The organism is Cryobacterium sp. TMT2-15-1, from assembly GCF_004402345.1.
Lineage (GTDB): Bacteria > Actinomycetota > Actinomycetes > Actinomycetales > Microbacteriaceae > Cryobacterium > Cryobacterium sandaracinum.
Genome location: NZ_SOGD01000044.1, coordinates 17,121 through 41,065 on the forward strand (window position 1 = coordinate 17,121; position 23,945 = coordinate 41,065).

Annotated in this window: 20 protein-coding genes and 1 tRNA gene; 7 read left to right on the forward strand and 14 right to left on the reverse strand. The window is 61.6% G+C overall.

Annotation, left to right across the window (positions count from 1 at the left end; all coding sequences use genetic code 11):
• Positions 1-282: 282 nt before the first annotated feature.
• The 4 genes from E3O62_RS11920 to E3O62_RS11935 form a co-directional block, all read right to left on the reverse strand.
• Positions 283-1,488 carry an STAS-like domain-containing protein gene (locus E3O62_RS11920; protein ID WP_134398647.1) on the reverse strand — a complete coding sequence of 402 codons (1,206 nt, stop codon included), beginning with the start codon at positions 1,486-1,488 and terminating at the stop codon, positions 283-285.
• Positions 1,489-1,720: 232 nt separating this feature from the next.
• On the reverse strand, positions 1,721-2,887 hold the full coding sequence (locus E3O62_RS11925; RefSeq protein ID WP_241973463.1) for a tyrosine-type recombinase/integrase: 1,167 nt from the start codon (positions 2,885-2,887) through the stop codon (positions 1,721-1,723).
• Positions 2,888-2,908: 21 nt separating this feature from the next.
• A complete protein-coding gene (locus E3O62_RS11930; protein ID WP_241973464.1) occupies positions 2,909-3,172 on the reverse strand; it encodes a helix-turn-helix domain-containing protein in 264 nt (87 codons plus the stop codon).
• Positions 3,173-3,490: 318 nt separating this feature from the next.
• Complete coding sequence (locus E3O62_RS11935) at positions 3,491-3,775, reverse strand: hypothetical protein (protein ID WP_134398649.1); 285 nt, start codon at positions 3,773-3,775, stop codon at positions 3,491-3,493.
• Positions 3,776-4,334: 559 nt separating this feature from the next.
• Here E3O62_RS11935 and E3O62_RS11940 point away from each other — a divergent pair.
• The 3 genes from E3O62_RS11940 to E3O62_RS11950 all read left to right on the forward strand — a co-directional run bounded on the left by E3O62_RS11940 (position 4,335) and on the right by E3O62_RS11950 (position 8,733).
• Complete coding sequence (locus E3O62_RS11940) at positions 4,335-7,469, forward strand: endo-1,4-beta-xylanase (protein ID WP_134398650.1); 3,135 nt, start codon at positions 4,335-4,337, stop codon at positions 7,467-7,469.
• A gap of 204 nt (positions 7,470-7,673) precedes the next feature.
• The gene (locus tag E3O62_RS11945) at positions 7,674-7,949 is read left to right on the forward strand and encodes a hypothetical protein (RefSeq protein WP_134398651.1); all 276 of its coding nucleotides are present in this window, start codon (positions 7,674-7,676) and stop codon (positions 7,947-7,949) included.
• A gap of 424 nt (positions 7,950-8,373) precedes the next feature.
• Positions 8,374-8,733, forward strand: coding sequence for a hypothetical protein (locus tag E3O62_RS11950; RefSeq protein ID WP_134398652.1), 360 nt, complete (start codon positions 8,374-8,376; stop codon positions 8,731-8,733).
• Between the two features lie 443 nt (positions 8,734-9,176).
• Here the strand turns inward: E3O62_RS11950 and E3O62_RS11955 are convergent, their stop codons facing one another.
• The 9 genes from E3O62_RS11955 to E3O62_RS11995 form a co-directional block, all read right to left on the reverse strand.
• A complete protein-coding gene (locus tag E3O62_RS11955) occupies positions 9,177-10,454 on the reverse strand; it encodes a PIN-like domain-containing protein (RefSeq protein WP_134398653.1) in 1,278 nt (425 codons plus the stop codon).
• A 416-nt stretch (positions 10,455-10,870) separates the two neighbouring features.
• On the reverse strand, positions 10,871-12,205 hold the full coding sequence (locus tag E3O62_RS11960) for a hypothetical protein (RefSeq protein ID WP_134398654.1): 1,335 nt from the start codon (positions 12,203-12,205) through the stop codon (positions 10,871-10,873).
• The gene (locus E3O62_RS11965; RefSeq protein ID WP_134398655.1) at positions 12,198-13,202 is read right to left on the reverse strand and encodes a hypothetical protein; all 1,005 of its coding nucleotides are present in this window, start codon (positions 13,200-13,202) and stop codon (positions 12,198-12,200) included. The genes E3O62_RS11960 and E3O62_RS11965 overlap by 8 nt, the downstream gene beginning before the upstream one ends.
• Positions 13,199-15,772, reverse strand: a complete 2,574-nt coding sequence (locus E3O62_RS11970) for a DEAD/DEAH box helicase (protein WP_166786474.1) — start codon at positions 15,770-15,772, stop codon at positions 13,199-13,201. Before E3O62_RS11970 ends, E3O62_RS11965 begins: the two co-directional genes overlap by 4 nt.
• A gap of 539 nt (positions 15,773-16,311) precedes the next feature.
• Positions 16,312-17,118 (reverse strand): TIR domain-containing protein, encoded by an 807-nt coding sequence (locus tag E3O62_RS11975; RefSeq protein ID WP_134398657.1) that lies wholly within the window; start codon positions 17,116-17,118, stop codon positions 16,312-16,314.
• 208 nt (positions 17,119-17,326) lie between these two features.
• Positions 17,327-17,713 (reverse strand): BrxA family protein, encoded by a 387-nt coding sequence (locus E3O62_RS11980; RefSeq protein ID WP_241973465.1) that lies wholly within the window; start codon positions 17,711-17,713, stop codon positions 17,327-17,329.
• Positions 17,714-17,744: 31 nt separating this feature from the next.
• The gene (locus tag E3O62_RS11985; RefSeq protein WP_134398659.1) at positions 17,745-17,942 is read right to left on the reverse strand and encodes a helix-turn-helix domain-containing protein; all 198 of its coding nucleotides are present in this window, start codon (positions 17,940-17,942) and stop codon (positions 17,745-17,747) included.
• A gap of 187 nt (positions 17,943-18,129) precedes the next feature.
• On the reverse strand, positions 18,130-19,170 hold the full coding sequence (locus tag E3O62_RS11990) for a S9 family peptidase (RefSeq protein ID WP_241973466.1): 1,041 nt from the start codon (positions 19,168-19,170) through the stop codon (positions 18,130-18,132).
• Between the two features lie 128 nt (positions 19,171-19,298).
• Complete coding sequence (locus E3O62_RS11995) at positions 19,299-20,198, reverse strand: DUF6545 domain-containing protein (protein ID WP_134398661.1); 900 nt, start codon at positions 20,196-20,198, stop codon at positions 19,299-19,301.
• A gap of 47 nt (positions 20,199-20,245) precedes the next feature.
• Between E3O62_RS11995 and E3O62_RS12000 the strand changes: the two genes are divergently transcribed.
• From E3O62_RS12000 to E3O62_RS16830, 3 genes are all read left to right on the forward strand, one after another.
• The gene (locus tag E3O62_RS12000) at positions 20,246-20,440 is read left to right on the forward strand and encodes a YkvA family protein (RefSeq protein WP_134398662.1); all 195 of its coding nucleotides are present in this window, start codon (positions 20,246-20,248) and stop codon (positions 20,438-20,440) included.
• A gap of 950 nt (positions 20,441-21,390) precedes the next feature.
• A complete protein-coding gene (locus E3O62_RS12005) occupies positions 21,391-21,672 on the forward strand; it encodes an AlpA family transcriptional regulator (protein WP_134398663.1) in 282 nt (93 codons plus the stop codon).
• A gap of 644 nt (positions 21,673-22,316) precedes the next feature.
• The gene (locus E3O62_RS16830; RefSeq protein WP_198413791.1) at positions 22,317-22,892 is read left to right on the forward strand and encodes a site-specific integrase; all 576 of its coding nucleotides are present in this window, start codon (positions 22,317-22,319) and stop codon (positions 22,890-22,892) included.
• 66 nt (positions 22,893-22,958) lie between these two features.
• Here the strand turns inward: E3O62_RS16830 and E3O62_RS12015 are convergent.
• Positions 22,959-23,035 (reverse strand) — tRNA-Pro (locus E3O62_RS12015).
• Positions 23,036-23,274: 239 nt separating this feature from the next.
• Between E3O62_RS12015 and E3O62_RS12020 the strand changes: the two genes are divergently transcribed.
• On the forward strand, positions 23,275-23,868 hold the full coding sequence (locus E3O62_RS12020) for a GNAT family N-acetyltransferase (protein ID WP_134398664.1): 594 nt from the start codon (positions 23,275-23,277) through the stop codon (positions 23,866-23,868).
• Positions 23,869-23,945: the final 77 nt, after the last annotated feature.

Here is a 23,945-nt window from a genome sequence, read left to right on the forward strand (position 1 = left end):
GCAACCACATTCCCATGCGACCGCCGGGACTTTCTCCTCAAGTCGCGGGAAGTGACCGCACAGGGTTCCGAATTCGGGCAATGCCTTGTTCGAGAACCGCAGAGCGAGTCGGGGCAGGTGTCGATGCCGGACTGGGCGCGTGCTGGAAAACAACGAACGTCATCTCGCGACTGCCGCTGAGACGATTGTGCGATCGCTTGCCAGACGATGAAGCGCCCAGCGATTCCCTAAATTCCCCGCTGCCGAATGCGTGGTGCTCTCTGTGGCCGCCAATCCGTACGACTAACCCCCAGATGCAAGACGGAGTTCAATTGCTTTCTCAATCAGCCCACGGTTAGTGACCGATGCCCCATCAATGAAGATCCGGCGGCGATACTCCAGCTCCCCCATCTCGAGCGCAAGCTTGCCAAGCACCTCGTCGGCGAAGCTGGATGAAACGACACCCACTTGTGTCAGATCCACGACAATCTGCTTTGCACCAGCGGAGAGGTAGTTCTGTATGCGCACTCGAACCTCGCTTCCCTTGACGCGGGAACCGATTGAGTCCTCAATCTCGGCCGCATCTATCCGGTAATGCCCGGGCCCTACCTCGATTTCTTCAAGCAGTTCGCTCCCCCGATCCGTGCGACCGAGCGCCTCGTTGATGCTCACCGGCGTGGCACAGTCGAGTTGCCAGTCAACGGTTGTCGATTGATGGCGATCGGGGTCGAGCACAGGTCTGTTCAAGTCGCTGCTCGCGGTCACCACTCCAGCTTTTGACATCCAAAGTCCCCGTCCAGACCGGATCGAAAGACTCCCGCCATTTATTTCGATTGCCCGTCTAAGGCCGAAGAGACCATTTCCTTGATTCATCCGTCCCTTGCTGGTGACGCCCGCTTGAGCGGCGTGAGCGATTGCCAAATGGGCCTCTCGGAGCTGGGATGGGTCGATGTGTGATTCTGCACTTGCGCGAACCAAGGATTGTTGGACACCGACTCCCATATCCGAAACAGCTATAACGCACTTTCTGCTCTGATCATGCAGCTGCATCATGACGTAACCAGCCGGAGCTTTGCTGTGCTGGAAGACGTTGTCGAGAACCTCATAAATGCACCAATTGAGAGCATCGATGACACCGGCTTCGCAGGCAACCTTGTCTGTTAGTGCATCCATATACTTCGAGGTGAGTTGGTGAGCCTCATCCTCATTCCTGTACTTCCAAACAACGTTCGTGAGTGCCGTCTCATATCGGACATAGCGGTCCACCGTCATTGGGTCGATGACCCCCAATCGCTCTTTCTCTGCAGGCAGATTCGGGGCGGTGAAAGTCTTTCCCGCTTCGCGCATTGTGTCGATTGCCGCAGCGAACGGTACCGCACCGTTCGGATACACACTCCCATGCCCAAGTTCGATTTGAACGGGCTCCTCGGGATCCCAACCACGCGACGACCGGATGAGGTCGTCAACGTAGTCGTGGCCGCGCAGCGCAGGTACTTTGTACTGAATCATTGGATCCCCCCAAATTACCTCCGAGCATGAGCGAAGGTACTTCACAATACGATGTCTCGATCGCGGCAAGAGCTCACTGGGCCCCGATCCGCAGAATGGGGTTGGATTCGGCTGTACTAGGCGAAGCCCAGGATCTCGCAGAAGCCGTTGGACTCTTTCCCGTTACCGGTTCGCGCCTTGACCCGGCCCGGCCACAACCGAGCATCCGAGCTCGGAGGTCATCACTGTTCGATTAGTCCTCGTCGGGTGCGAATGCTCTGTCGAGCAGAGCCGCGGTCGCCGGATTCACCAGCTCGCTCCGTTGGATGTAGTGCTGCACCATGATCTTCGTGTCCGTGTGGCCGAGCAGCTCCGCAGCGAGTTCGATGTTGGCGTTGGCGTTGACCGCAGTCGCAACCGTGCGGCGGAACATGTGCGGGGTCACATCCTCGATTCCCGCTCCCCCGAGAACGTGACGCAATTGTCGACGCACGTTCGCGGTGGTCAAGGGGGTGCCGTCTCGGGATTGGAACAGCAGTTCATCCAGACCTATGCTGCCGACTTTGGCGAGCCGTCGACGGACCGCGTCGGCGGTGAACGTGGGCAGTGCCACAACGCGGCGCGATTTGGCGGTTTTGGGGTGGTCCTGCCGGAAGGTCTGCTCGCCGTTGCGGCTGACAATGGTGCCGGCCAGGCGGATGGACGGTATGGCGCTGGTGATGTCGACGTCCCGGCGACGGATGGCCAGCACCCCGCCGATTCGGGCCGATGTGCCGAGCATGAGCTCGATGATCGCGCCGAGCTGGCCGTCGGGTTTGGGCCCGGAGATGTGATTGACGGCGCTCTCCCACCGGGCGATCGCCGCGCGGATCACGTTCACCTCCGGGGCCGTGAGCGCATCCGGGAGATGCGGTTCGCGGTACAGGCGGGACACGTGGTCCATCGGATTGCTGGGGAGAATCTCATGCCGTACCGCCAGCGCCAGCCGCAGGACGACACGGCCTTGCTTGGCCCGGCTGTGGGAAAGCTTCGCCAGCTGCTTGATGAAGTGATCGCAGCGAGCAACACCAATCTCACGCAGCGTGAGACTGCGAAACACCGGGAGCACGAGCGTTCGCATGTTGCGCTCGTATAGATTCCGGGTCGTCTTCGAGATTCGATTCTCCATGTCGATGTCCTCGAGCCAGTACGTCGCCAAGTCTCCGAACGAGCTGTCCGGCGTCAGCGACGTGTTCGTCGGCTGCTGCAGATATCTCGTCGTGAGCTTGCTCTTCAGCGATCGCTCAGCAGCCCGGGCGGTGTCTCCGGTGGCCTGAACCTGGCGCGTCTGACCGTCCCAGTCCCGGTAGCGGGTCCGCGCCTCGAATCGGCCGGACGGCGTCACCCGGATGGTGACGTCGCCGAAGGTACTGATCGTCAACCGTGGCCGCGACATCTCAGCTCACCGCCGATCGGGGCGCCGGGGCGGGCTGGAGGGCTCCCGCTGCTCGGCAATCCAGGCCCGCACGTCGGAGATGGCGAACTTCAGATGCTTGCCGAACCGGTAGGCCGTCGGGCCTTTGCCGCGCACCCGCCAGTCGTAGACGGTGGAGATAGGAATGCCCAGGTAGGACGCCAGCTCGGTGATGTCCATCAGGGGTTCCAGGCCCCACGCGTCGGTGGAGGGGGTGGAAGAGGAGGTTGGGTAGTCGTCGTGGATGCTCATACCCAGGAGGTGCGCACCGCAATCCCGGAGGATCGGGATGGACCGAGAACGACGTCGCCGCCCCGGATAGGAAGGCCGTCTCAGCGGCTCCAGGCAGGAGTAAAAGATGGATTTGTGATGGGGTAGTCAAATCTCTAACCAAAAAAGTCCCGAAAACCCTTGAGTTTCCGGGACATTTGGTGGGCCGTTTGCGAAAGCCAGCAGGGAGAGGATCGTCGGTGAAGGTGGAGCTCCATTTCCTCCACAGCCCTCATTGTTTTCCTCCAGGAAGGCCAGCGCCTGACCAGTCTCGGATCAAACCCAGCGCGAGGCGCGAATCTATTCGCCGCTCAGCGGTGTCGACGACCAGTGCAGCTTGTTCGAAGTGGGATAGGGCAATCGCTTGGTTCGCGGATCGAAGTCAGCATCCGACGCGTTGATCACAAGCGGGCGGACTCCCCTGGCAACCATCGCGGCACGATCCGACTTGGCCAGTTCCTCGACCAGCCTCTGACGGACCGGCACGATCGCCTCGAAGAGGAGATCATCCACAGCCTCCACTAGTTCAAGGAAGCGGCTCACCATCGGCGGCGGTAGCGTCTGAGAATAGGTCGCTGCCGTCACATCTCTCACCCGCAGGGTGCCCGCAGGGTGCCCGCATCAAGGATTCCAACGGGGAAGGTCGTGTGGAGCTCAGACTGGGAATGCGCAATCGTGGTGTTCCTGAATGCTCCCCGGGAATCTCAGTGAACTTCACGCCCTACCCCCTACGAATTCGAAGGTGAGCCCACTGGGAAGTTCCCTCCTTCGACCAACCGTAGGATTTGCGATCGTCGCATCCGCGTTTCCGGCGAGGAACGAAGATTGCGTATTGAAAAGCAACAGCTTTCCAAGACACCAGGTGCGCCTGTATCTCGCCGCCCACTTTCCGCGCTGGCCCACGCCCCCGGAGGCACCACGCGGTCGAGCATGTCAGCCACGTCGAAGAGCGCACCTCCGGTCGGCTGTCGGTCGTGCTCACCCTTCGATATCGCTTTCCGGTGAGCCCCGACGGGCCCCACATCGATTCGTTGCCTAATCCAACAAATAACGTCGAAAATCCTTGACCGCGTCCCGAACGCGCCGTTATGGTACGAATACCTGTTTTGACACCGGCGTCGAAACGATCGAAAGGTGATATACGATGACGAACAATCCGCTCTGGGCTCACGGCCCCCGCTTCCCAGCCGCTGCTTCTTTTGCGCGGCACCCACTCCCCCGCGGAGAACACGGTCCGCTCCGGCGCTACGGACTGGTCGCGAGCGCGACCGCGTTCGGCCTTCTGGCCAGCGCCCTCGTGCTGCCTGCCGCGCAGGCCGAAGCCGCCGACGCGACGGTCTTCCTGCAGGAGGACTTCGAGGACGGCTCGTACGATCCGCTCACCCAGAACGGCGGGGCGACGCTCTCGGTGGTAGACGCCGACGGCGACAAGGCGCTGCTCGTGCAGGGCCGCACGAATGACTACGACGGGGTGAAGACACCGGCGAACCTGCTGCAGCCCGGTGGCTCGTACACGTTCACGGCGCAGGTGAAGCTCTCGGCCGCCGCAGGCACGACCACCTCGGCCCGCTTCGTTGTCGAACCGGCCTACACCTGGGTGGGGAACGCAACGGTGACAGCGGATGCCTGGACCACCATGAGCGGCACCTTCGAAGCACCCGCCGGTTCGGACCCCGCAACCCTTCGCGCCTATATCGGCACGGACGCGCTCGCCGGACCCTACGACTACCTTCTCGACGACATCGAGATCACCGGCACTGCGGCCCCCGCGCAGCCCGACACCTGGCAGCCCACCCCGGACGCTTCCTTCGTGCCCGGTGGCGCCGTCGCCGCGACGGCCACGCCGGTCGGCACGGCCCGCGGCACCGGCAATCGTGTCGCGCTCACCTTCGACGACGGACCGAACCCCGGCGAGACCGCCGCGATCCTGGACGTTCTCAAGGCGCAGGGCATCCACGCCACCTTCTGCATCATCGGCCAGAACGTGCAGCAGGCCGAGGGAACCGAGCTGCTCAAGCGCATCGTGGCCGAGGGCCACACCCTCTGCAACCACGGCACCTCCTACGCCGACATGGGATCCTGGACGCAGGCGCAGGTCGAGACCGACCTCAAGGCCAACCTCCGCATCATCCGCGAGGCCGTCGGCGATCCGACGCTCGCCGTTCCGTACTTCCGCGCTCCGAACGGCAGCTGGGGCGCGACCGGCGCGGTGGCCGCGGCGCTGGGGATGCAGCCACTCGGGCTCGGCTCGGTGATCTTCGACTGGGACGGCAACGACCTGAGCGAGGCCACCCTGACGGCGAACCTGCGCGCGGCCTTCACCCCGGGCGCGATCGTCCTCGCGCACGACGGCGGCGGTGACCGCACGAACACGGTGAAGGCGGTCACCACCGTCGTCGCCGAGAAGGTGGCCGAGGGCTGGACCTTCACGCTGCCGCAGGGCGGGGTCGGTGCCCCGGCGCCGACGGGCTTCTCCTCCGACTTCGAGGAGGGCACCGACGGCTGGACCGCTCGCGGCGACGGCGTGCTGGTGACACCCAGCACCGATGCCCGTACCGGCTCGGGCAGCCTGCTCGTCACCACTCGCACCCAGCCGTGGCACGGCGCCACGATCGACGTGACCGCCGACATGCCCGTGGCCACGGCCCTGGGCATTTCAGTCTGGGCCAAGCTCGCTCCGGGGCAATCGCCCGCGGGTCTGAAGATCTCGGTGCAGCGTGACAACGGCGGTGGCAGCGCCTACGAGGGTGTCGCCGGCGCGGGCGCGCAGGTCACCGCCGACGGCTGGACCCTCCTCAGCGGCACCTACACGCTCGCGGCCGCCGCCGACCGAGTCCAGGTGTACGTCGAGGGCCCGGTCGGTATCGACTTCCTGCTCGATGACTTCGTGATCGAGCCGATCGTCGAGAAGGGGATCCAGACGGATGTCCCGTCCCTGAAGGACGTGCTGGTCGCCGATGGCATCGAGCACGTGGGCGTCGCCATCGACGCGCGCGAGACGGTCGGTACCGCTGCCGACCTGGTGAAAAAGCACTTCAACGCATTCACCCCCGAGAACGCCGGCAAGCCGGAGAGCGTGCAGCCCGTCGAGGGGCAGTTCACCTTCACGCAGCTCGACCAGCTGCTCGACTTCGCCGACGCCAACGGGATCGACGTGTACGGACACGTGTTGGCCTGGCACTCGCAGACCCCGGCCTGGTTCTTCCTCGACGGTGCAAGGCCGCTGACGAACAGCACGGCCGACCAGGCGATTCTCAAGGCCCGGATGCGTGCGCACATCGGCGGCATCGCCGCCCACCTCGACGCGCGCTACCCGGACGGCAACAGCCCGGTGTGGGCGTGGGACGTGGTGAACGAGGTCATCGCCGACGGTGACACCGCCAACCCGCACGACATGCGCGACAGCCGCTGGTTCCAGGTGCTGGGCGAGGGCTTCGTCGACGAGGCCTTCCGGCTGGCGGACGAGTACTTCCCGGACGCGGCCCTGTTCATCAACGACTACAACACCGAGATGCCCGAGAAACGGGCCGACTACGTCTCGTTGATCGGTGCGTTGATCGCCCGCGGCGTGCCGATCGACGGAGTGGGCCACCAGGCCCACGTCGACATCGCCCGGCCGGTGCAGTGGCTCGAGGACTCGATCACGGCGGTCGAGGGCCTCGACCCGGACCTTCTCCAGGCCATCACCGAACTCGACGTGAACGCCTCGACCGAGAACCAGGGCGCGGATGTCAGCGGCGCACCGGTCGACCCGTACAGCCCGGCCTTCGAGAACGATGAAGACGCGGCGGCCGAGGTCGGCTACTACTACCGGGACCTGTTCGCGATGCTGCGGAAGCACGACTCCTCGATCGAGTCGGTCACCTTCTGGGGCATCAGCAACGCCCGCACCTGGCTGCGCACCTGGCCGATGGCGCGCCCGTGGGAGCAGCCGCTCCCGTTCGATGACGACCTGCAGGTCACCCCGGCCTACTGGGGCATCGTCGACCCGACGAAGCTGCCCGCCCGCCCGGCGGACGTGCTCGCCCCGCGGATCGCGGACCCGTCGGATGTGCGTGCCGTCGCCAATGGAGCAGCCGGAGTGAAGGTGCGCTACTCGCTGCCCGAGGCGATCGACACCCTCGACGGGGTCGTCCCGCTGGAGTGCACCTCGCCGAGCGGCAGCCGCTTCACGATCGGCACGACCACCGTGACGTGCACGGCAACGGATGCCGCGGGCAACACCCGCACCGCCACCTTCGACGTGATCGTCACGCGAAAGGTTCCGGGCAAGAAGTGACCCGCCGGATCTCGGCATAAGCAAGACGAAAGCCCCGGTGAAGGACTCTTCACCGGGGCTTTCGTCTTCGCCAGGTCTTCCGACGCTTGAAGGTAGGGCGTACAGTACCCCGCAATACGGCAACCACGGGCTCGACGAAGCGCCTGAGACAGCTGGATTGCCAGCGGTGAGCCAAGCCGTGTGGCAGCGCGAAAGCGAGATGACATGATCGGTCCAGTTGCTCAGATTCCGGCGGAAAACAGAACATCCCTCGACCTCTACCTGTTGAGGTTCGGAAAGGATGGACAGCTCGAGAGCCCCCAGACCGCGACGCTCGCTGTCGAAGCCGCGCGCGCAGCCACAGACGTGTTCGTGTTCTCCCACGGGTGGAACAACGTCTACGGGGACGCGCTGCGCAATTACACCCGGTTTGCCGAAGGCTTCATCGCCCAGCGCGCGAAGTTCAAACTGAAGGTGCCCGAGGACTATCGTCCGGTGTGATAGGAATCGTCTGACCATCCAACTGGTTTGTGCTGGACTCCGAGAAGGGCCCGGTCATCGCGGGTGCCGCCCCAAAGTAGTGCTTATTGGATTGCGCGCTCCTGACTCGTCAAGGTCACTGCCTCGAAAAGGATTCGGCTGTTTGAAGAATCCTCGGCAAGACAGAGGTCAAGGTCCACAGTGAACACGAAAGGTTCGATTAGTTCTCGGACGAATCATCCCCCACGCTCAAGAAACTGGAGCGAAAGATTGTGACCATCGAGCGCGCACTGAACTAGCTGAGGGACAACAGCCTAGAGCCAGCCGGTTACGTCCCTGTGAGTGGTGTGGTTTCCGGCTTCTGAGTGTTGCTTCGTCAACGTGAAGAGCCACCGTGGGATGGTCAGTGAGTACCGAACAAAGAACTCACGAAGGACACCACACGATGGCTCTAGATCAGTCTGCCTCCATCGAGTCGCTGAACAGCCAGATCAAGAGCAACGGACCCGAAGACATCGAGTCCGCCAGCAGACGTCGCGTTCGCGGATTCGGCGCCGCCCAGATCATCGTGACGATGCTGCTGACGAACTTCAACCTCCGCAAGATCGCCGCTTTCATCAGCGACAAGATCAAAGAGGAGGCGAAGAAGCCGGTCAACGGAGAACCCATCGTCCGCCCGATTCGCCGCCGCGACCGCGAATTCCACAACCCCTACACGGACACCTACCCGGCCGGCGTGATGCGGCCGGACAAGGCCAAACACCCTGCATCGGATGAGACCGGCGGACCACCGCTAAGGACCTAACCGTCCGGCTCAAGAACCGATACTGCCCGTGAGGGCAAAACACCCAGCTTTCGAGACAATCCGGCGCGCGTGGAAACGCGTTCAACAGCGGAGATCACAACCACAACTCAAGAATCATACTTCGTGAATACGTGGGGCACGCTGCGAGCCTCGCATGCTCGCCGAGCGGGACGCCGTTTGGAGAGAGGGTGGCCACAGCTTTGCTTACTTATCCGTGCTGATCGGACTCGAACAACTGAGTCGAAATCCACCGCCGCCACGAACCGACAGTTACCGACCAATGAGACTCTCAACAGGGATTCCCTGCTGTTCGAGCCGACGTCGACCGACAGGGACCAGCCCGAGCCGACGAGGTATATCGAGAGTATGTCTAGAGTTCTACCGGACGTGGGCACTCACCTCCAGCCAAAGGCCCCGTTCGTGCAGATGAGCCTCTGGTGCTGTCAGACGATGTCGTAAGGTGCGAGCGTCTCATACTCATGCTTGAGTTCTAACAGTTGGAAATTCAGCCGCTTTCTTTCAGAGGGAGAATCAGCTATCGATGCCTGAGTCTCCTGCTCATCGATATAGGCCTCGATTGCACGATCAATGTCAGCTTGAAGGCCAAGTATTTTTTCCGTCAACGCATCCTGTTCTGCTGGATCGTCGGCACCGTTTAGCGAATCGGCCAATCTCGACTTGGACCTCTCCAGGGAACGCAGCTCCTCCTCGATCTGCGCCATGCGCGTGGCGCTTGAGAGCAGTCCCATTCTCGGCGAGTCCAGTAGAGCAAGCCGAACACTCGTTTCACGGATTTGAGAGCGCACACGAGCGGCGGAGAGGCTCCAGTTCAGGCGTTCAGACTCGTGCTGCACTGAGAGGCTCTCAACTTCGTCATAAGTTGACTGACTGATGTTCGCATTGAATTCCTCTTGGGCACGGCTCAAGAACTGCTTCAACGAATAGAAGTGAACCTGGTGCCCTGTTTGATTCTTGAACTCTTGTACAAGTTCCGGCCGGGGGCCGATTGTCTTTCCGTGTTCTTGACGCCACCAGTCCTCTTTGTCGTCGCCGGTAATGAAAAGGACGTCTTTCTGATTGCTGCTTGCGTGCTCCATCAACTGCATCCAGAGGACAAGGTCGCCGTACCTCTGCGGTTCGGGCTTCTTCGAGTCCCTATATCCAGGAGGTATCTGCGACTGGTAGCGCTTCGCCCCGTCTTCGTAAAGCTTTTTCATTCGGCCGTCCTCGAACGGCTCCCCTACTCGACCGTCGAAAAGCGCGGTCACGAGAATCGCCGTCGTGTCTTCGTCCATATTGTGAGGGACGTGAGGATGTGCCTCCTTCGCAGCGCTGACCATCGCGATCAGGTCGTCTGACATGACCTGATGGTGGGACAAGAACTTCGCAACGTCAACGGACTCGTTCTTGCGGAATTGGCCCATGTCCTTCGCGAAGGCAGCCTGGGCGCTCGACAGATTCTTGATTACGGAGTTGAAGGCCGACACTTGCTCGTCAATTACGTTTAAACGGTTCTTGTGGAACTCGAGGGCAACCTGGTGAGGAATCCATAGTCGGTCGCAGACGGTTTGCAGAACGGCCGCGAACTCCGTTCTCGAGGCCTCCGAATAGCGGTATAAGTCTAGGAGAACGTTCGTGTCGACCACGATGGCAGCGCCTGCCCAAAGATGCTCGAACTCTGCCCCCGTCGGCGGGTAAAAATGACCGAGAGTACTTCGCACGACAACCCCAATTCCTAAGTCGCAGCCGGCTCACCCGGACCTTATTCATTACCGTATCAATAGCCCGCCAGGGCACTGTGCGTGTCCGTCGACACCACGGAAAGAGCCAAGAGTTTCCGAGTTGCTATCAGCGATTCAGGTGTGATTTAGTACGGTGAATCCGGCCAATGGTTCCGAGTAGCAGGTAGCCGCCACCGATCAGGAGTCCCTCGCCGTGGAGCCCCGAGCGCCTGTGGACGAGCGAGTCCCGGACCTGGACCGGGAACGAGCAGGGAGTCGCGCCACCTTCGACCGGCAGCAATCAGTCCGTACCGACGAGGTCGAGAATATGCCCGTCGTCACGCTTCCGGAGGGGCACCAGGACATCCACCCTGACTCGCACCCAGTGAGCCATACGGGGCGATGGGCCATTGAGTCTATGTCGGCCGACGGCGTGTGTAAGTCGAGTCAACAAACCAGAGGAAGCTCGTCAAGTGGGCGAGACCGATCACCGCATTGATCCGACTGTACTGACGCTTAGAGACACCGTGGACTGAGCCGTGCCTGTTGAACGAATGGGGGATCTTGTCGCCCGCACTCGGGAAGTACGGGCGGTGAATGCCCCACAGCTGGCTGAATGCAAAGAACTGTCGCGAGGAGAAGCCCTCGGCATCAAAACGCTTCCGACCGAGGACATCCCTACGAAGTGGTTGCCCGAGTTGCTTTTGCAGTAGTGAATCAAGCGTTGTCGCCGTGAACGCCTGGGACAACTCGTGATGTCCCTCTCGAAGCCCCTGTGCCGATTTCAGGGCGTAGCCCACGTACGGTGCAGTCTGCACTGACTGCATGCGCTGAAGAAGCTCTTCGCAGTCTGTGATGATGCTCCGCCATCGCGAGCCGAAGACGGCACGACGTTTCGCTGCATTCGGTGCTGAGAAGATTGCTTCTACTGTGGCCGGACGAGGCACCCAGGCAATAGGAAGTCCCTCGTTCAACATGATGTGTTCGCACTTGTCGAGTTCAATGTCATCGACGGCAGAGAGGTTCGCGGGAAATAAACCGCGCCGCAGGTCTGCGCGCGTTGGCAGGTCCTTGAGTAGGTCTGATGCCCAACGCTCGAGAATGCCGTTGATGGGGACTGCCCGCACCAAAGAATCCCCAAAGCCCGCCTGCCACAGCAACGCGGGTGTGATCAAAGACCCCAAGTTCTTCGACGACAACTCCTGCTGAGCAAACAACGGCCCAACCGACGCGCTCACGGACTTGACGAAGGAATCACCAAGACTCGACTGCCACATCGACGCGGGTGTGATCAAAGCCGCCGCATTCTTAGACAACAGCTCGTTCTGAGCAAACAACGGCCCAACCGACGCGCTCACAGACTTGACGAAGGAATCACCAAGACCGGACTGCCACAGCAACGTCGGCGCGATCAAAGTCCCCAAATTCTTCGACAACAAATCCTGCTGAGCAAACGACGGGCCAACGGACGCGTTTACAGACTTGACAAAGGAATCACCAAGACCGGACTGCCACAGCAATGTGGGCGCGATCAAAGCCGCCGCATTCTTAGACAACAACTCGTGCTGAGAAAGCAACCGAGAAACCGACGCGCCCAATGACTTCGCAACGGAATCCCCGAGAGTTACCCGGAATCTCCGATCGGACACAGGAACGGGGGCGAGCGATTCAAGAAGTTCGGAGAAGTCCTCTTGCCCTTCTCCGCTACCGCCGCCGTCGCGTCCTTCACCGGCAGTCTCTCTGTCACTCATGGGGATCGATCGTAGCTAGTCCTGCAGTCTGTATTGCTTCTTCCCCCGGCTCGAGGTCCGCTTCGAGCCCCCAGATCTCGCTGTCATCGAATTCGCACTCGCAAGAGAGCAGCTGGCCCCCGCAGCTCGGGCACTCTTCCTGGTCACAATATGGCCCATGGAGATCCGCAATGCCGGCGGCGCAGTCGGGGCAATAGTCGAGAGGCTCATCATCACTCATCCAGGTTGACCAATGCGTTTCAGCTCCCCACCGAAGCCTCGCGTACTCGACGCACGACCGACTCAGAACGACGATTTGCTGAGCCGCAACTAACCGACGCGGCCACCTGCGATGCATCATGCGGCCCCGGTACTCGATGAACTCCTTGTTAAAAGACTCCACTAGGTCCATGGCAGTCTGGACGTGAGCGTTGTCGATATGCTCCGACAGCGAGCCGCTGAAGTGTTGGTGGTGGAAGCCATCTAAGAATTCGAAGATGAGCAGGTAGTTCTCCCTCACCTCTTCGGCGATGAGGTCAACCTCGTAGTGTGTAATGTTGTTTCGCCATTTGATCGCCGTGCTGATCGCCTCTAGATCGGACTTCTGCACACCGACGTGGATATTCGAAAGTCTCGTCAATGCCTTGCCGAGTGAGGCCGTGTTCTTGCCTGGCTGGTCGATATTCTCCCAAATCAAGAGCGCGTGCTCATTGAAAAGGCGCTGTTTGATCACAAGCTCAACCGCGTGGACCAGATTGAGTACGGCGAACTTCCACCGAGTGGGATCGACAGCGGCCTTTTCGACATACCCGAGGGACTCGTTCAGCGAATCATATGCATTCTCGATCAAGGTGAGTCGCAGAGGAGTCCTGTCAACGACTTCCTTCGATCCCTCCGGGAGCTGCGTCACCCGCGTTGGACTGATGCCGGACGAGTGTGCCGAGCCGCCCTTCAAATCGTGGGTCAGCGAGCTCAGGGCACCGCTTATGGCCTTCAAATCAGCACGATCCTCAATCATGAACCGCGGATCGGTTCTAGCGATAACCTATCGACAACGTCGGACGGAAGCAGTCGCATGTCTGTGAGCGCTCCTTCCACGGCATCCTCACGATCGGCATCGTCGGCGATATTTCGCAATGTGATGAGTCTCTTCCAGAGCCGCTCTGCGGAGAGAGCTAGATCTCTCATCGTTTCAGGATCGACTTTGTAGGTGAATGCCTCAGCGATCACCATTGCGTCAGACTTGAATACATCCTTGGGCGAGATCATGATGCTGACGCTGCCGGGTGGGATCCCGGCGTTCAGATCGGCAGCCAAGAACTCCAGATGATGGTTGGTCTGCCGCACGTCATCCAACCCGATAGCGCCCTCCGGCTTGTGTTCGCTCTTTGCCTCAAGAGTCATCCACAACTCGTTATCCCAGCACCAGACTGAGTCCGCACGTCCGTCCCCGTCTGGCTTCCAAGCGTTGGCGCCAAGCAGGTCACCGAGCATCGAAAGTGCCGGCTCAAAAGCAGTATGGGATACGTCGGCAAGGCCCTCATGCATGGCGAGGACTCGCTTGTCATGTTTGCCACTATTCGTCGTCGCGCGAACTGCCTTCGCCAGAGCCCGGATGGCAACAGCGTCAGAGGGAGCCTTGGGTTTGGCTGACTGTCCCGGCAAAGGCATCGTCCCCTTCATCCATGTCGCCGGGGTCGCCGCTAGGACTGCACGATCCGCGAGACCATCTGCAGCCTTCACGACCGCGCTCAAGTCGTTCCTTCTTCCCGCAGCGTTCAGGTACACGGCGGCAAGAAACAGCTCCATCGCGTGGTAACCCCGGGCCGATCGGGCATTCGAAAGGGATTCCGCAGCGGCATGGAAATTTTCGCCCGCACCCTGCCAATCGTCATGCCAAGCACATTCGACAGCCAAAACTTCATAGGAGGCCGATACCTCGAGCGCGACGGCCGCATCAGGCTGCCGTCTCACGACCTCGCTCCGATACTCACTCAGGATCGGTTCGGCCTCCGTCAACCATGCCTCTCCCTGTTCGAGAAACACGCGCACGTTCTCGATGAGCTCGTCCGCCGCGGTTTCTGATTGCTCCAGTCCAAATCGAACCTCGGCCTGCAGGTCCTCGTCCAGCGCTGACTGGACTTCCGGACGCGAGAGGTAGGTTGTTGTGTCCGGGTCGGCCACAATGACCACTGCCCAGTCCTCAGGCCCGCGCGTGCACCGACCTGTGCCCTGGACCACTCTGCTTCGAACGCGTTCGTCAATAGCAGCGGATGCCCGCGCTCTCGAGGCAAGGAAACGCTCCTGAAGGTGGGTCGCATTGGGATGCCCGTAGAGAACTACAGCTCGGCATGCGCTTCCCGGTAGGTCGATACCGTCATACCGGTTCGCGAGGATACATAGCGAATTCGAGGATGCTGCGAACGCATCAAAGGAATCTTCCACGTCTGAGCGATGGAAGACTGCCCAATTCGCGGGGACGAGCGCCGCCTCGGCGTGGCTTACCGCGAAGTCGCTGGGAGTGATGACGATCGCCTTACCAGCCAGCTCGATTAGTGTGCGCGACAGCGCTTCCGGGTCGGCTCCCTGGACCATTTGGGGGAACACTACGAAGCGCCGTCCCGATTTTGGCCGCCCAGCTGACTCAGGCAGCGAAAGCCGCTTGATGGCAGGGCGACCAAAGGCACGTTCCAGCTCGCCGCCCGATCCAAGCGTTGCGGAGAGATAAATGCGTTGGGCTGCCTGGGAGAACGTGGAATTTTCGAAGGTGGGCGGCACTAAGGGACGAATACTGATCTCGTCCCAGGTGATATACACCGAGCATGCGGACAGGTGGCCCCTCAATGCTCCATACCGAAACGACTGTTCCCTCCACGCTTTGTCGTCTCTCAAGCCGAGCTTGCTCAACGCAGCGTCTAATGGGCCCAGCCAGTCGTCGTTCAGCACGGGGAAGACAACATCTACCGACCGTCGCGTGCCGGCACTCGGCGTGTTCATGATGAGCTCCTTGTTGAGCCCTTCCCTCAGAGCCTCAATCAGATCCTCATAGATTTCCGCATGCTTACCGCGATCGACGTTGACCGTGTATGCAGCCGTGACGTACTGCTCCCCCGCGTGGGCATCGTCGAAGATGATCAGGTCAGGGTTGGTGATCTTGGGATTGACGTTGAAGATCGAGCTGTACGTGACGACTGCTGTCGCTCGACCGCTCTCGAATTTGACCTTATCGGCCGTGTCCCAGTACTTGGCGGAGCCTGAAAGATCGACGACGGGTATGCCCTGACGTTTGGCGGCCGACACCACCTGACGCACGAGTTGAACCGTGGGGCAGGCAAACACGGTTCGCCCCTTCTTGGAACGGCGACGCCAATCCGCGATCAAGAGACCTGGGAGCGTTTTCCCCGTTCCAGTCGGCAGCTCTATCGCTAGATCGCGCGACGTAGAAAAGTTCTGTGCGTAGTCACGCAAGATGTCCGCCTGATGAGACCACAAGCTCGCAACGCTCTTGCCGGTCCGAGGGAGAAGCTGAAAGAGCTGCTCCGGGGTAGCTGCCGTCAGTTCTGGCGCCGATCGTTGCTTGAATGCCAAGAGTCCTCCGGGATCAGTGGCAACTTCACCACGGATCGAGTAAACCACCTCGACCAGCCATTCAAGGGACGCCCCGGGACGTGTGGCGAGACGAGAACATGGCTCAGCAGCCACGTCCTCGGGCGCGTTCGGCACGCTTTGAATCGATATCCACCAGCCCGGCAACGTCGCTCTCCGGCCGCACGGAAGGCACTAGAGCCGATTCGACGGCAGCTACCTGCTCCTCAGTAAGCCAATGATCGGATTCTCCGTAGATCCCGTCATACTCGATTGGGGGCATGCTGGCAGGGTACGACGCCTCCCCCATTTCTTACAGACGTCGATGCTTTCGCTGGTAACGTCGGGCCAACTCCTCTCGACGGGAGACTTGGCCTCGTCTGGCACGAGGTGGCCGACCCGGAAGAGCGACCGCCAACCCCTGTACGCATTGGCTGTTCAAGCGGACAACGAGAACATGCTCGAAATCCTCTGCCTAACCGTGACTCTGAGAAATGTGCTGCGAAACGACATCGGCGGTACGCAAGTTCGCGAGAAGCACGTTACCGAGCGAGCGCTTCCCACGAGACCGGAATCCCAGCATCGCTAAGCTCGCGCGCCACATTGAGTCGCCACCCCCCCGCGGAGTCGATTGGGATATAGACAAGACCCGTAACGTCACCAGGCTCCTCGACTCCCTCCTCATAGAGAACAGCTACTCGCCGCCTACCAAGAGCGCCAAAAAAGAAGCCCATCTCAAAGATCACATTTTGGCGCCCACGCGGGCGGTCCGCGTCCGCATCCTTGGCGCGCCCCAGATCATCAGCCGTAAGGAGCACGACGGCATATCCAGTTGTCGCCGCGTTGTTTTCGAATTTCTCGATTAGCGAGCGTCCATTGTTTGCCTGCTCATGCAAGATCACCGGCTCGTGACCAGTTAGGGAGACGAGAAATCGCGCCAACTCATGCTTCAACGCGCCGTTGTGGCCATGGACGATAAAGACTCGTCCATCACGCGCAGCCTCAGCACTTTGCTCCGGAGTCTCAGTGGTTGTGATGACATTCTCAATTTCAACTGCGAGCTCTATATCTTCATCCGCAAGTTCAGCCTCAAGAATCCCCGCCTCAAGGATGGAAATGACTTCTCGAACTCCCTGGGGTTGATAGCCGCTAATGTCCATTCCCTCGTAATAGAAATCTGGGCTGTAGCTGACCCCAGCGAACTTCTTGTGCATCGCGCTATCAGCACCGAAAACGCTCCGCAAAACGACTTCAGTTCGGTTGAGCCAACCGTCAAAATCTCGAGGCGTCCCGAGGTTCCCATCATCAATTTGGTTGGTAAGGAGCTCGATCTTCCGGCGGAGGTTCATGTCCTGAGACTAATGCGTCGCACAGCGTCCTTTCGGCAAGGAGCACGCCCCTCGGCCAACCGCGTTCCTTGGTTCAAGCGAGCGTCGCGTAACCCATGTGTTTCAAGACACAGGGGATATAGGACACTCTGTGTGTAGGAAACACAGTCGAGCGGATGCTGACACAGCATCCGTTAGAGCCAGGCGCTTCACAGGGGGAGATATGAAATTAGACGCGGTCATAGTGAAGAATTTCCGGGGGTACGCACGTGGCCACCCACATTAGGTGGCAACGTTCGGTGAGGCTCGAATCAGCGAGGAGCTCCAGCTCGGCGTCGTCCAAGACGCTGAGCCGCTGAATCGTCTCCCGAGTCACGCGCACGGTCGATGAGGTAGTGCGCGCCTGAAGGAGGTTTCCCTCGATGGCGACCTGCCGTACTCTACCCCAGTCGCGCTCACGCAAGTACACCGACGCGACCTGGTCAGCCTCACGAACCAGGAGTCCCCCACTAGTGAAGGACAGCGCGTAACGACCATGCGCGTCGGTACTTATCGCCAACTGGTGTCTTCTTCCGGGTTTAGGGCAGTCGATCAGGCTATAGCGAACCACCGACATCCATGACGGTGGCAGTCTGGGGCGTGGCGGTTCAGTCAGGTTCAGAACTTCCTGACGCTGCTGCACCGCCACTGCGGACCCACTTGTCCACCTCGCTGGCCTGAAACTTCCACAGACGGCTGATCTTGTGGGCGGGCATGTTTTTCTCGGCGATCCAGGTGTAGACGGTGTCTTTGGTGACCCCAAGGTGGGCGGCGATGTCGTCTGCGGACAGCCAAGGCTCGGTCACAAAGGCCCTCCATCTGCGTAGCGGACCCGAGTAGGTCAGCGTTCCCGATGATACTGGAGTGGACCGGGTTTAGTAGGGGAAGACTGGGCGTGGCCGGGTATTCTTGCTGGTATCGGTGCGAACGAGTCAACTAGCATCGGTCTACTTGCCTGCATGGTGCGAGTTCAGACACGTGCACCAATACGACCTACCCTGAGATCCCGGCTGGCTTCGCTGTCGCGGCCAGCGAAGCCAGCCACGCAGAGACGACTGCCCTCCAACGCTCGCGATCCGAGTTCCAGCCCATCGTGTGATCAGCGCCGAATGTCTCAAGGTCGACGATGTCGGGACGAAGCATCCTGAGGCGGGTCGAAGCCTCGAACGGCGACGACGTGTCGAGGTTGCCGTGGAGAATCAGCATCGGCACCGTCAGCTCTCCGGCGCGGGCAATCCAGTCGAAACTGCGCAAACCAACGGGGCCGGCGAGACCGGTCATTCGAACTAGCGGCAGCAAATTGAGCCACGGCACAGCGAGTGCGCCACTCCATGCAGGCAGGCCCGACCGTGCGCAGTTGGCTTCTATCGTCGAGACCCAGTCGAGGACAGGCGACTCAAGCACGAGCCCCACAACGATGCCGCGGAGCTCGTGCTCGGCGGCAAGCTGTAGTGCAATGGCTGCACCCATCGACCATCCAAAGAGGATGACGTTGCGGGCGCCGTTGTCGCGAGCGAAGGACAAGGCCGCTCGTACGTCATCTACCTCGGCAGCACCGAGTTCGGATCTACCAGTACCCGCTATTGGTCCCTCCCCGTCGTTCCGATACGTCACAACGAGCGACGTCAACCCGGCGTCCGAGGCAACTTGAACTCCACGAAGCGTCCCGGCGCGCGGACTACCGAGACCGTGGATATGGATTGCCCACGTGGTCGTCGGGTCGCCTTGAGGATTGATGAGCCAGGCGGGTGCCGGGCCCACATCCGTCAGGACATCGACATCCGTGGCCTCCTGGTCGGCATCCTCCGGGCTTGCGAAGAGGATGCCGCTCCAAGATGCTCGCTCGCCGGCAGCCAAGCCTTTCCCCGTCTCCCCCAGCACCTCGCGGCCGACGAGTCCCGGCCCGCGGTCCTCGACGTCGTGCGACAGCCGGACCCAGCCACCGTTCTCGAGGATGAGGCAGTAGAGGCCGGGCGCTGCAGTGGCCGACGTGCGATCGAGGATGACGATGGGCCGCTCCCCCGAGTCGTCCACGCCTCGAATGGTGAGGTCGTAGCTTCGCCCGCTTGCGGGGGCGGTCAGGCGCCTCGCGATCATCAGTCCGAGCCCTCCGAGTGCTATTCCAGCGGCGGCAGCCCCTCCAGCAACCGCCCAACCGGCTCTCATCGCTGCTGCCCTTCTCTTTCTGCTGCCGGTGCAGCGACAGGTGTTGAATCGGACGAACCGGCTCCGAGCAGGTGACGTTCGGCGCGCTCCACGAGTTCCCTGTCCTGGTCGTCGACCTCAAACGCAACCCGCGCGTCTATCATCGCGTCGCGGATCTCGACGACCTGGCGATGGAGAAGTGTCTCGGGCTTGTCAGCGTGGAACGGAACGTGTTCGTTGTGGCTGATCCCCGGCCGAACCCTCGTTGCTTCGGCCCAGATCGGCCCGAGCTCTTTGATGAGCATCCGGGTCTGCCTTTCACGAGCGCGCGCCTGCAGAGCACGGGAGGCAGGCTGGCCGGCGAACCCGAGGCAGAGGAAGAAGATCGTCAGCAGAAGCATTGGTCCATACGCGACTGAGATGGCCGCCATCAACTCCAGCTTGGTGGCCACATGGGCGACATCCATTGTGATGACGACAACGCTGAGAACGACCCCAAAGATGCTTCCGACAAGCAGAGAAGCAGCGGGTAGCCGCTCTACGCCCCTGCTGCTTCGGAGCTGCCGCGCAGCGAGTGCTGCCATAGCGGTCAGGACGATTCCACAGTATGAGAATTGGATCATCGAGTAGGCGGCGGCCGCTGGTTGCGCACCGAGGTCAAGCATGAAGTTGGTCGTGGTGCCGCCACGATCGATGAAGAGAAACGCAATGACCGCAGCGATGAGTGCGGTCACGAGTACGAACCGGCTGAGCACGAGCCGGACGGCCCACGGTTGATGCTCGGAGGCTTTCATCACGGCCCGGCCAAGGAAAAAGACGCCGAACATCAACGCAACATCCGCTATGAGAGTAACCGCGTTGACGCCGCTCGCGAGCCCGTCGAGCAGCCGATAGACCGGGTCGTTATTCAGCGTCATCGCGATGGCGATCGTCAGTGCGGCGTAGGTGATGTTGCGCTCGGCACGTGCTGTCGCCGATAGACGTCATTCCGGATTTCGTCCCTGTTCTCGGCTACGCGGACGACGCCATCGTTGTCGCGATCGCTCTTCGATTCGCGACTCGTCGGGCAGGCAGCGATGCGGTCCAACGGCACTGGCCAGGAACGCCCGACGGGCTAACGGCCGTTCTCCGTCTGGCCGGTTTGAAATCCTCCACGTAACGCGCGTATTCGCTCGAGGGTCCGCACCCGTCGGGCAAGCACGGGTGCACTCCCATGATCGGTACTGCTCAACGGCTCCGGTGCGTCTGTCACGGAATCGATCCTCTGTGGGCGACCGTTGGGCGTTCCCCCGCGAGTCAGATCGAATTCGGACTCACAGGGAGGAGTGCAGTTCTGCGGCTCGCCGGAAGGTCCACCGCCACACTGGTGGCTGCGATCGACCGTAGGCTCCGACGAAGCACGGACCGATATCGGCAACCGCAGCGAATCCTTCGGGAACGCGGAGTACGAGCAGAGCAAAGACTCGATCGTCAACATCCAGCCGATCCAGAGACCACACTTCCCGGTTGAGAACTTGATCGCCGAGTTCGGCTGCGCGGCCCATAGCCTCCTCGACGACAGCGATCGACTCGGACCCAGGTACTTCCGGCGGGATCGCCGACAGAAACAAGTCCATCACCGCCGTTCGGGCAGCACCTTGAATACTGCCATCCAGAGAGACACCGACCCCGTGCCCCATCGTCCGCATCCCCTCACGGTGCATAGTGCGAATGAAGTATTCGAGGTTGGGACTCGGTCGAACCGCCACGGTAGTCTCGAGCCATTCCCCGGTAGGACCGCCCCAGGCAACGACCTCGAGGTCGTCATCGTCCGTCCCACGGGGCACAAGAGCCGTAGGGCTTCTCTTAGGTGTCGTCACCTTCACAGGCTTGTCCCGTGACAGCGAACTTGTCAACAGCCTCGGGCATTCCGGAGAAACAGGACGGCGTTGTGGGCAAGCCAGCCCGCACAGGGTTCCCCTTGCGGGCACAACGATCCGTGCGGCTTCGCACGCGGCACCGCAATAAAAACTGGCTCCGCCTTCCTACAGTTTCAAGGGCAAGCTGGTGGCTGCTGCGCACCTTCAGCACGAGGGCAAACCCTTTCTCGCTACGGCAAAGGAGCACACGATGAACATGACGATCGACGCCACCATGGGGGGCGCCATCCTCACGATCGACCAGGCGGCGGCCTACCTCTCGATCCCGAAGGCGACCCTGTACACCTGGCGGACTCGACGAACGGGATTTGGCCCGCCAGCGGTGAAGCTTGGCGGATGCTTACGCTACCGTCGCTCTGACCTGGACGCCTGGGTCGCCGATCATGTCGAGAGCTTCGACGACCTCCCTGGCGGCCGCGACGACGGAGCAGCAGCGGGTGTCTCCCTGTCCCGTGCTAGTCGGCCGCGCTGACAGGGCGACAAGATGGGACGCGGACGCCCACCGACATCCTTGGGCACCTGGGGCACGATCCGAACGACGCGAGTTCGCGAGGGTGTCTACCGCGCACGCACCCGGATCCGAGACAAGGACGGCGTGGCCCGAGAAGTCACAGCCACCGGCACGACCGTCGCGGCCGCGGAACGTGCCCTGCGCGAGAAACTGGTGGACCGCGCAACACCGACGCAACAGGCGATCACTGCCCCACGACGATCGCCACGCTCGCCACGCTGTGGCTCAAGTACCTGCGCGATGAGGGCCGCATCGAGGGCACAACGATCAACGAGTACGAACGTGTACTCACCAAGGTCGTGATACCCGAATTCGGCGGACTGCGCCTTCGGGAAGTGACAACAAGTCGACTGGATCTGTTTCTGGTCCAGCTCCGGGCGACCAGCATCAGCCGTCAGCGCAAGACAAAGGTGGTGTTGGGCGCGATGCTGGGTTTGGCGGTTCGCCACGACGCGCTCGCCGTGAACCCCGTCCAGCAGACTTCACGTATTCACCGCGAGAGGTCTGAGCCCCGGTCGTTGAGCCTCGAGGACCTCAGCGCGGTGCGCAAAGCGCTCGGTGCGTGGACGACTGAGCGACGGCCTGGACCAAAGGCGTCCGGCGACATGGCCGACATCATCGACCTCATGCTTGCGACTGGAGCGCGGATCGGCGAGATCCTCGCCCTGCGCTGGGAGGACATTGCCCTCGATGCCCTACGGCCCAACCTCACCATCAACGGCACGATCAAGACGGAGCCGGGCAAAGGCACATACCGAAAGGCCCGCCCGAAGTCGGACTCCAGCGTGAGAACAGTTGCGCTCCCGGACTTTGCCATCATCATGCTCAAGCGCCGGCATACGGCATCGCCCGTGAACCCGATCGACGCGGTGTTCTCGACACGGAACGGCACTTGGCAGCAGGTCAACAACGTCGAGCGGCGCTGGCGGCAGATCCGTCAGGACACCGGACTCGACTGGGTCACGCCCCACACGTTCCGAAAGACCGTGGCCACTCTCATCTCCGAACGTGTCAACGCCGAGACCGCCGCCCACCAGCTCGGCCACTCCTCCCCCGCGATCACCCGCGAGTTCTACATTTCCAAACCGGCGATCGCCGCCGACGTTGCGCGCATTCTCGAGGACCTGGCTAGAGCCAATCCGGCAGCCACCGCGAATACTTCGCGAATAAGTAGGGAATAGCGGCTACGGGTTCAAATGCCAAACCGGCCCTGACCTCACGTTTCCGCAGATCAGAGCCGGTTCAATTGGTCGGGCTGACAGGATTTGAACCTGCGACCCCTTGACCCCCAGTCAAGTGCGCTACCAAGCTGCGCCACAGCCCGCCGCTCCTGCAACGATTCCAGCGAACAGAACCAGCAGGAGACAACTTGAATATCTTACCGCGTCCCGGGAGCGCTTGCGGACACCATCCGTCGCTTGAGCGCGGAATCTGCGGGCCGGTGTCCTCATGGTGCGCGCCAGCGTTACGCGGGGGGCTGCGCCGCTTCGCGGGTGGCGTGCCACGCGCGAAGCGGCGCACGTACAGCGCGGCGGTGCGACTCTGCGGGCGTAGCGTGAGTGCATGCCAGCAGAGCGCGAAGTCAGGGTCGAAGCCGTCGCATCCGTGCCGTGGGAAGACGTAAGCCAGGTGTTCGGCACCCGCGGCGACCCCGCACGGTGCTGGTGCCAGTACTTCAAGCTGGCGAACCGGGACTTCGAGACCTCCACCGCAAACGCGTGTGCCGGGATGCTGCGGGAGCAGGTGCAGGCCAGCTCGCCCGGACCCGGCGTGATCGCGTATCTCGACGGGGAGCCGGTCGGGTGGTGCGCGGTCGAGCCCAAAATGGCGTATTCGAGACTGCAACGGGCGAAGGTGGTCACGGAGGGCAGTCGGCAGGAGCCCGACGACGCATCCGTGTGGGCGGTGACGTGCTTCGTGGTGCGGGTCGGGTATCGGCGGCGCGGGGTGGCGGCGGCGCTGCTGCGCGGGGCGGTCGCGCAGGCCCGCGGCGGCGGGGCCAGGGTGGTGGAGGGGTACCAGGTGGATGTGGCGCTGCGCCCGAAGGCGCCGTCGGCGGAGTTGTACCACGGCACCATGTCGCTGTTCGCTGCGGCCGGGTTCGTGGAGGTGGCGCGGGTGCGGACAGACCGGGTCGTGATGGAGCTGATGGTGTAGACAACCGACAAGGCCCCGGCCGGGAGATGCAACATCTCCCGGCCGGGGCCTTTTGTCGTGCAGCGTGCAGCGTGCCG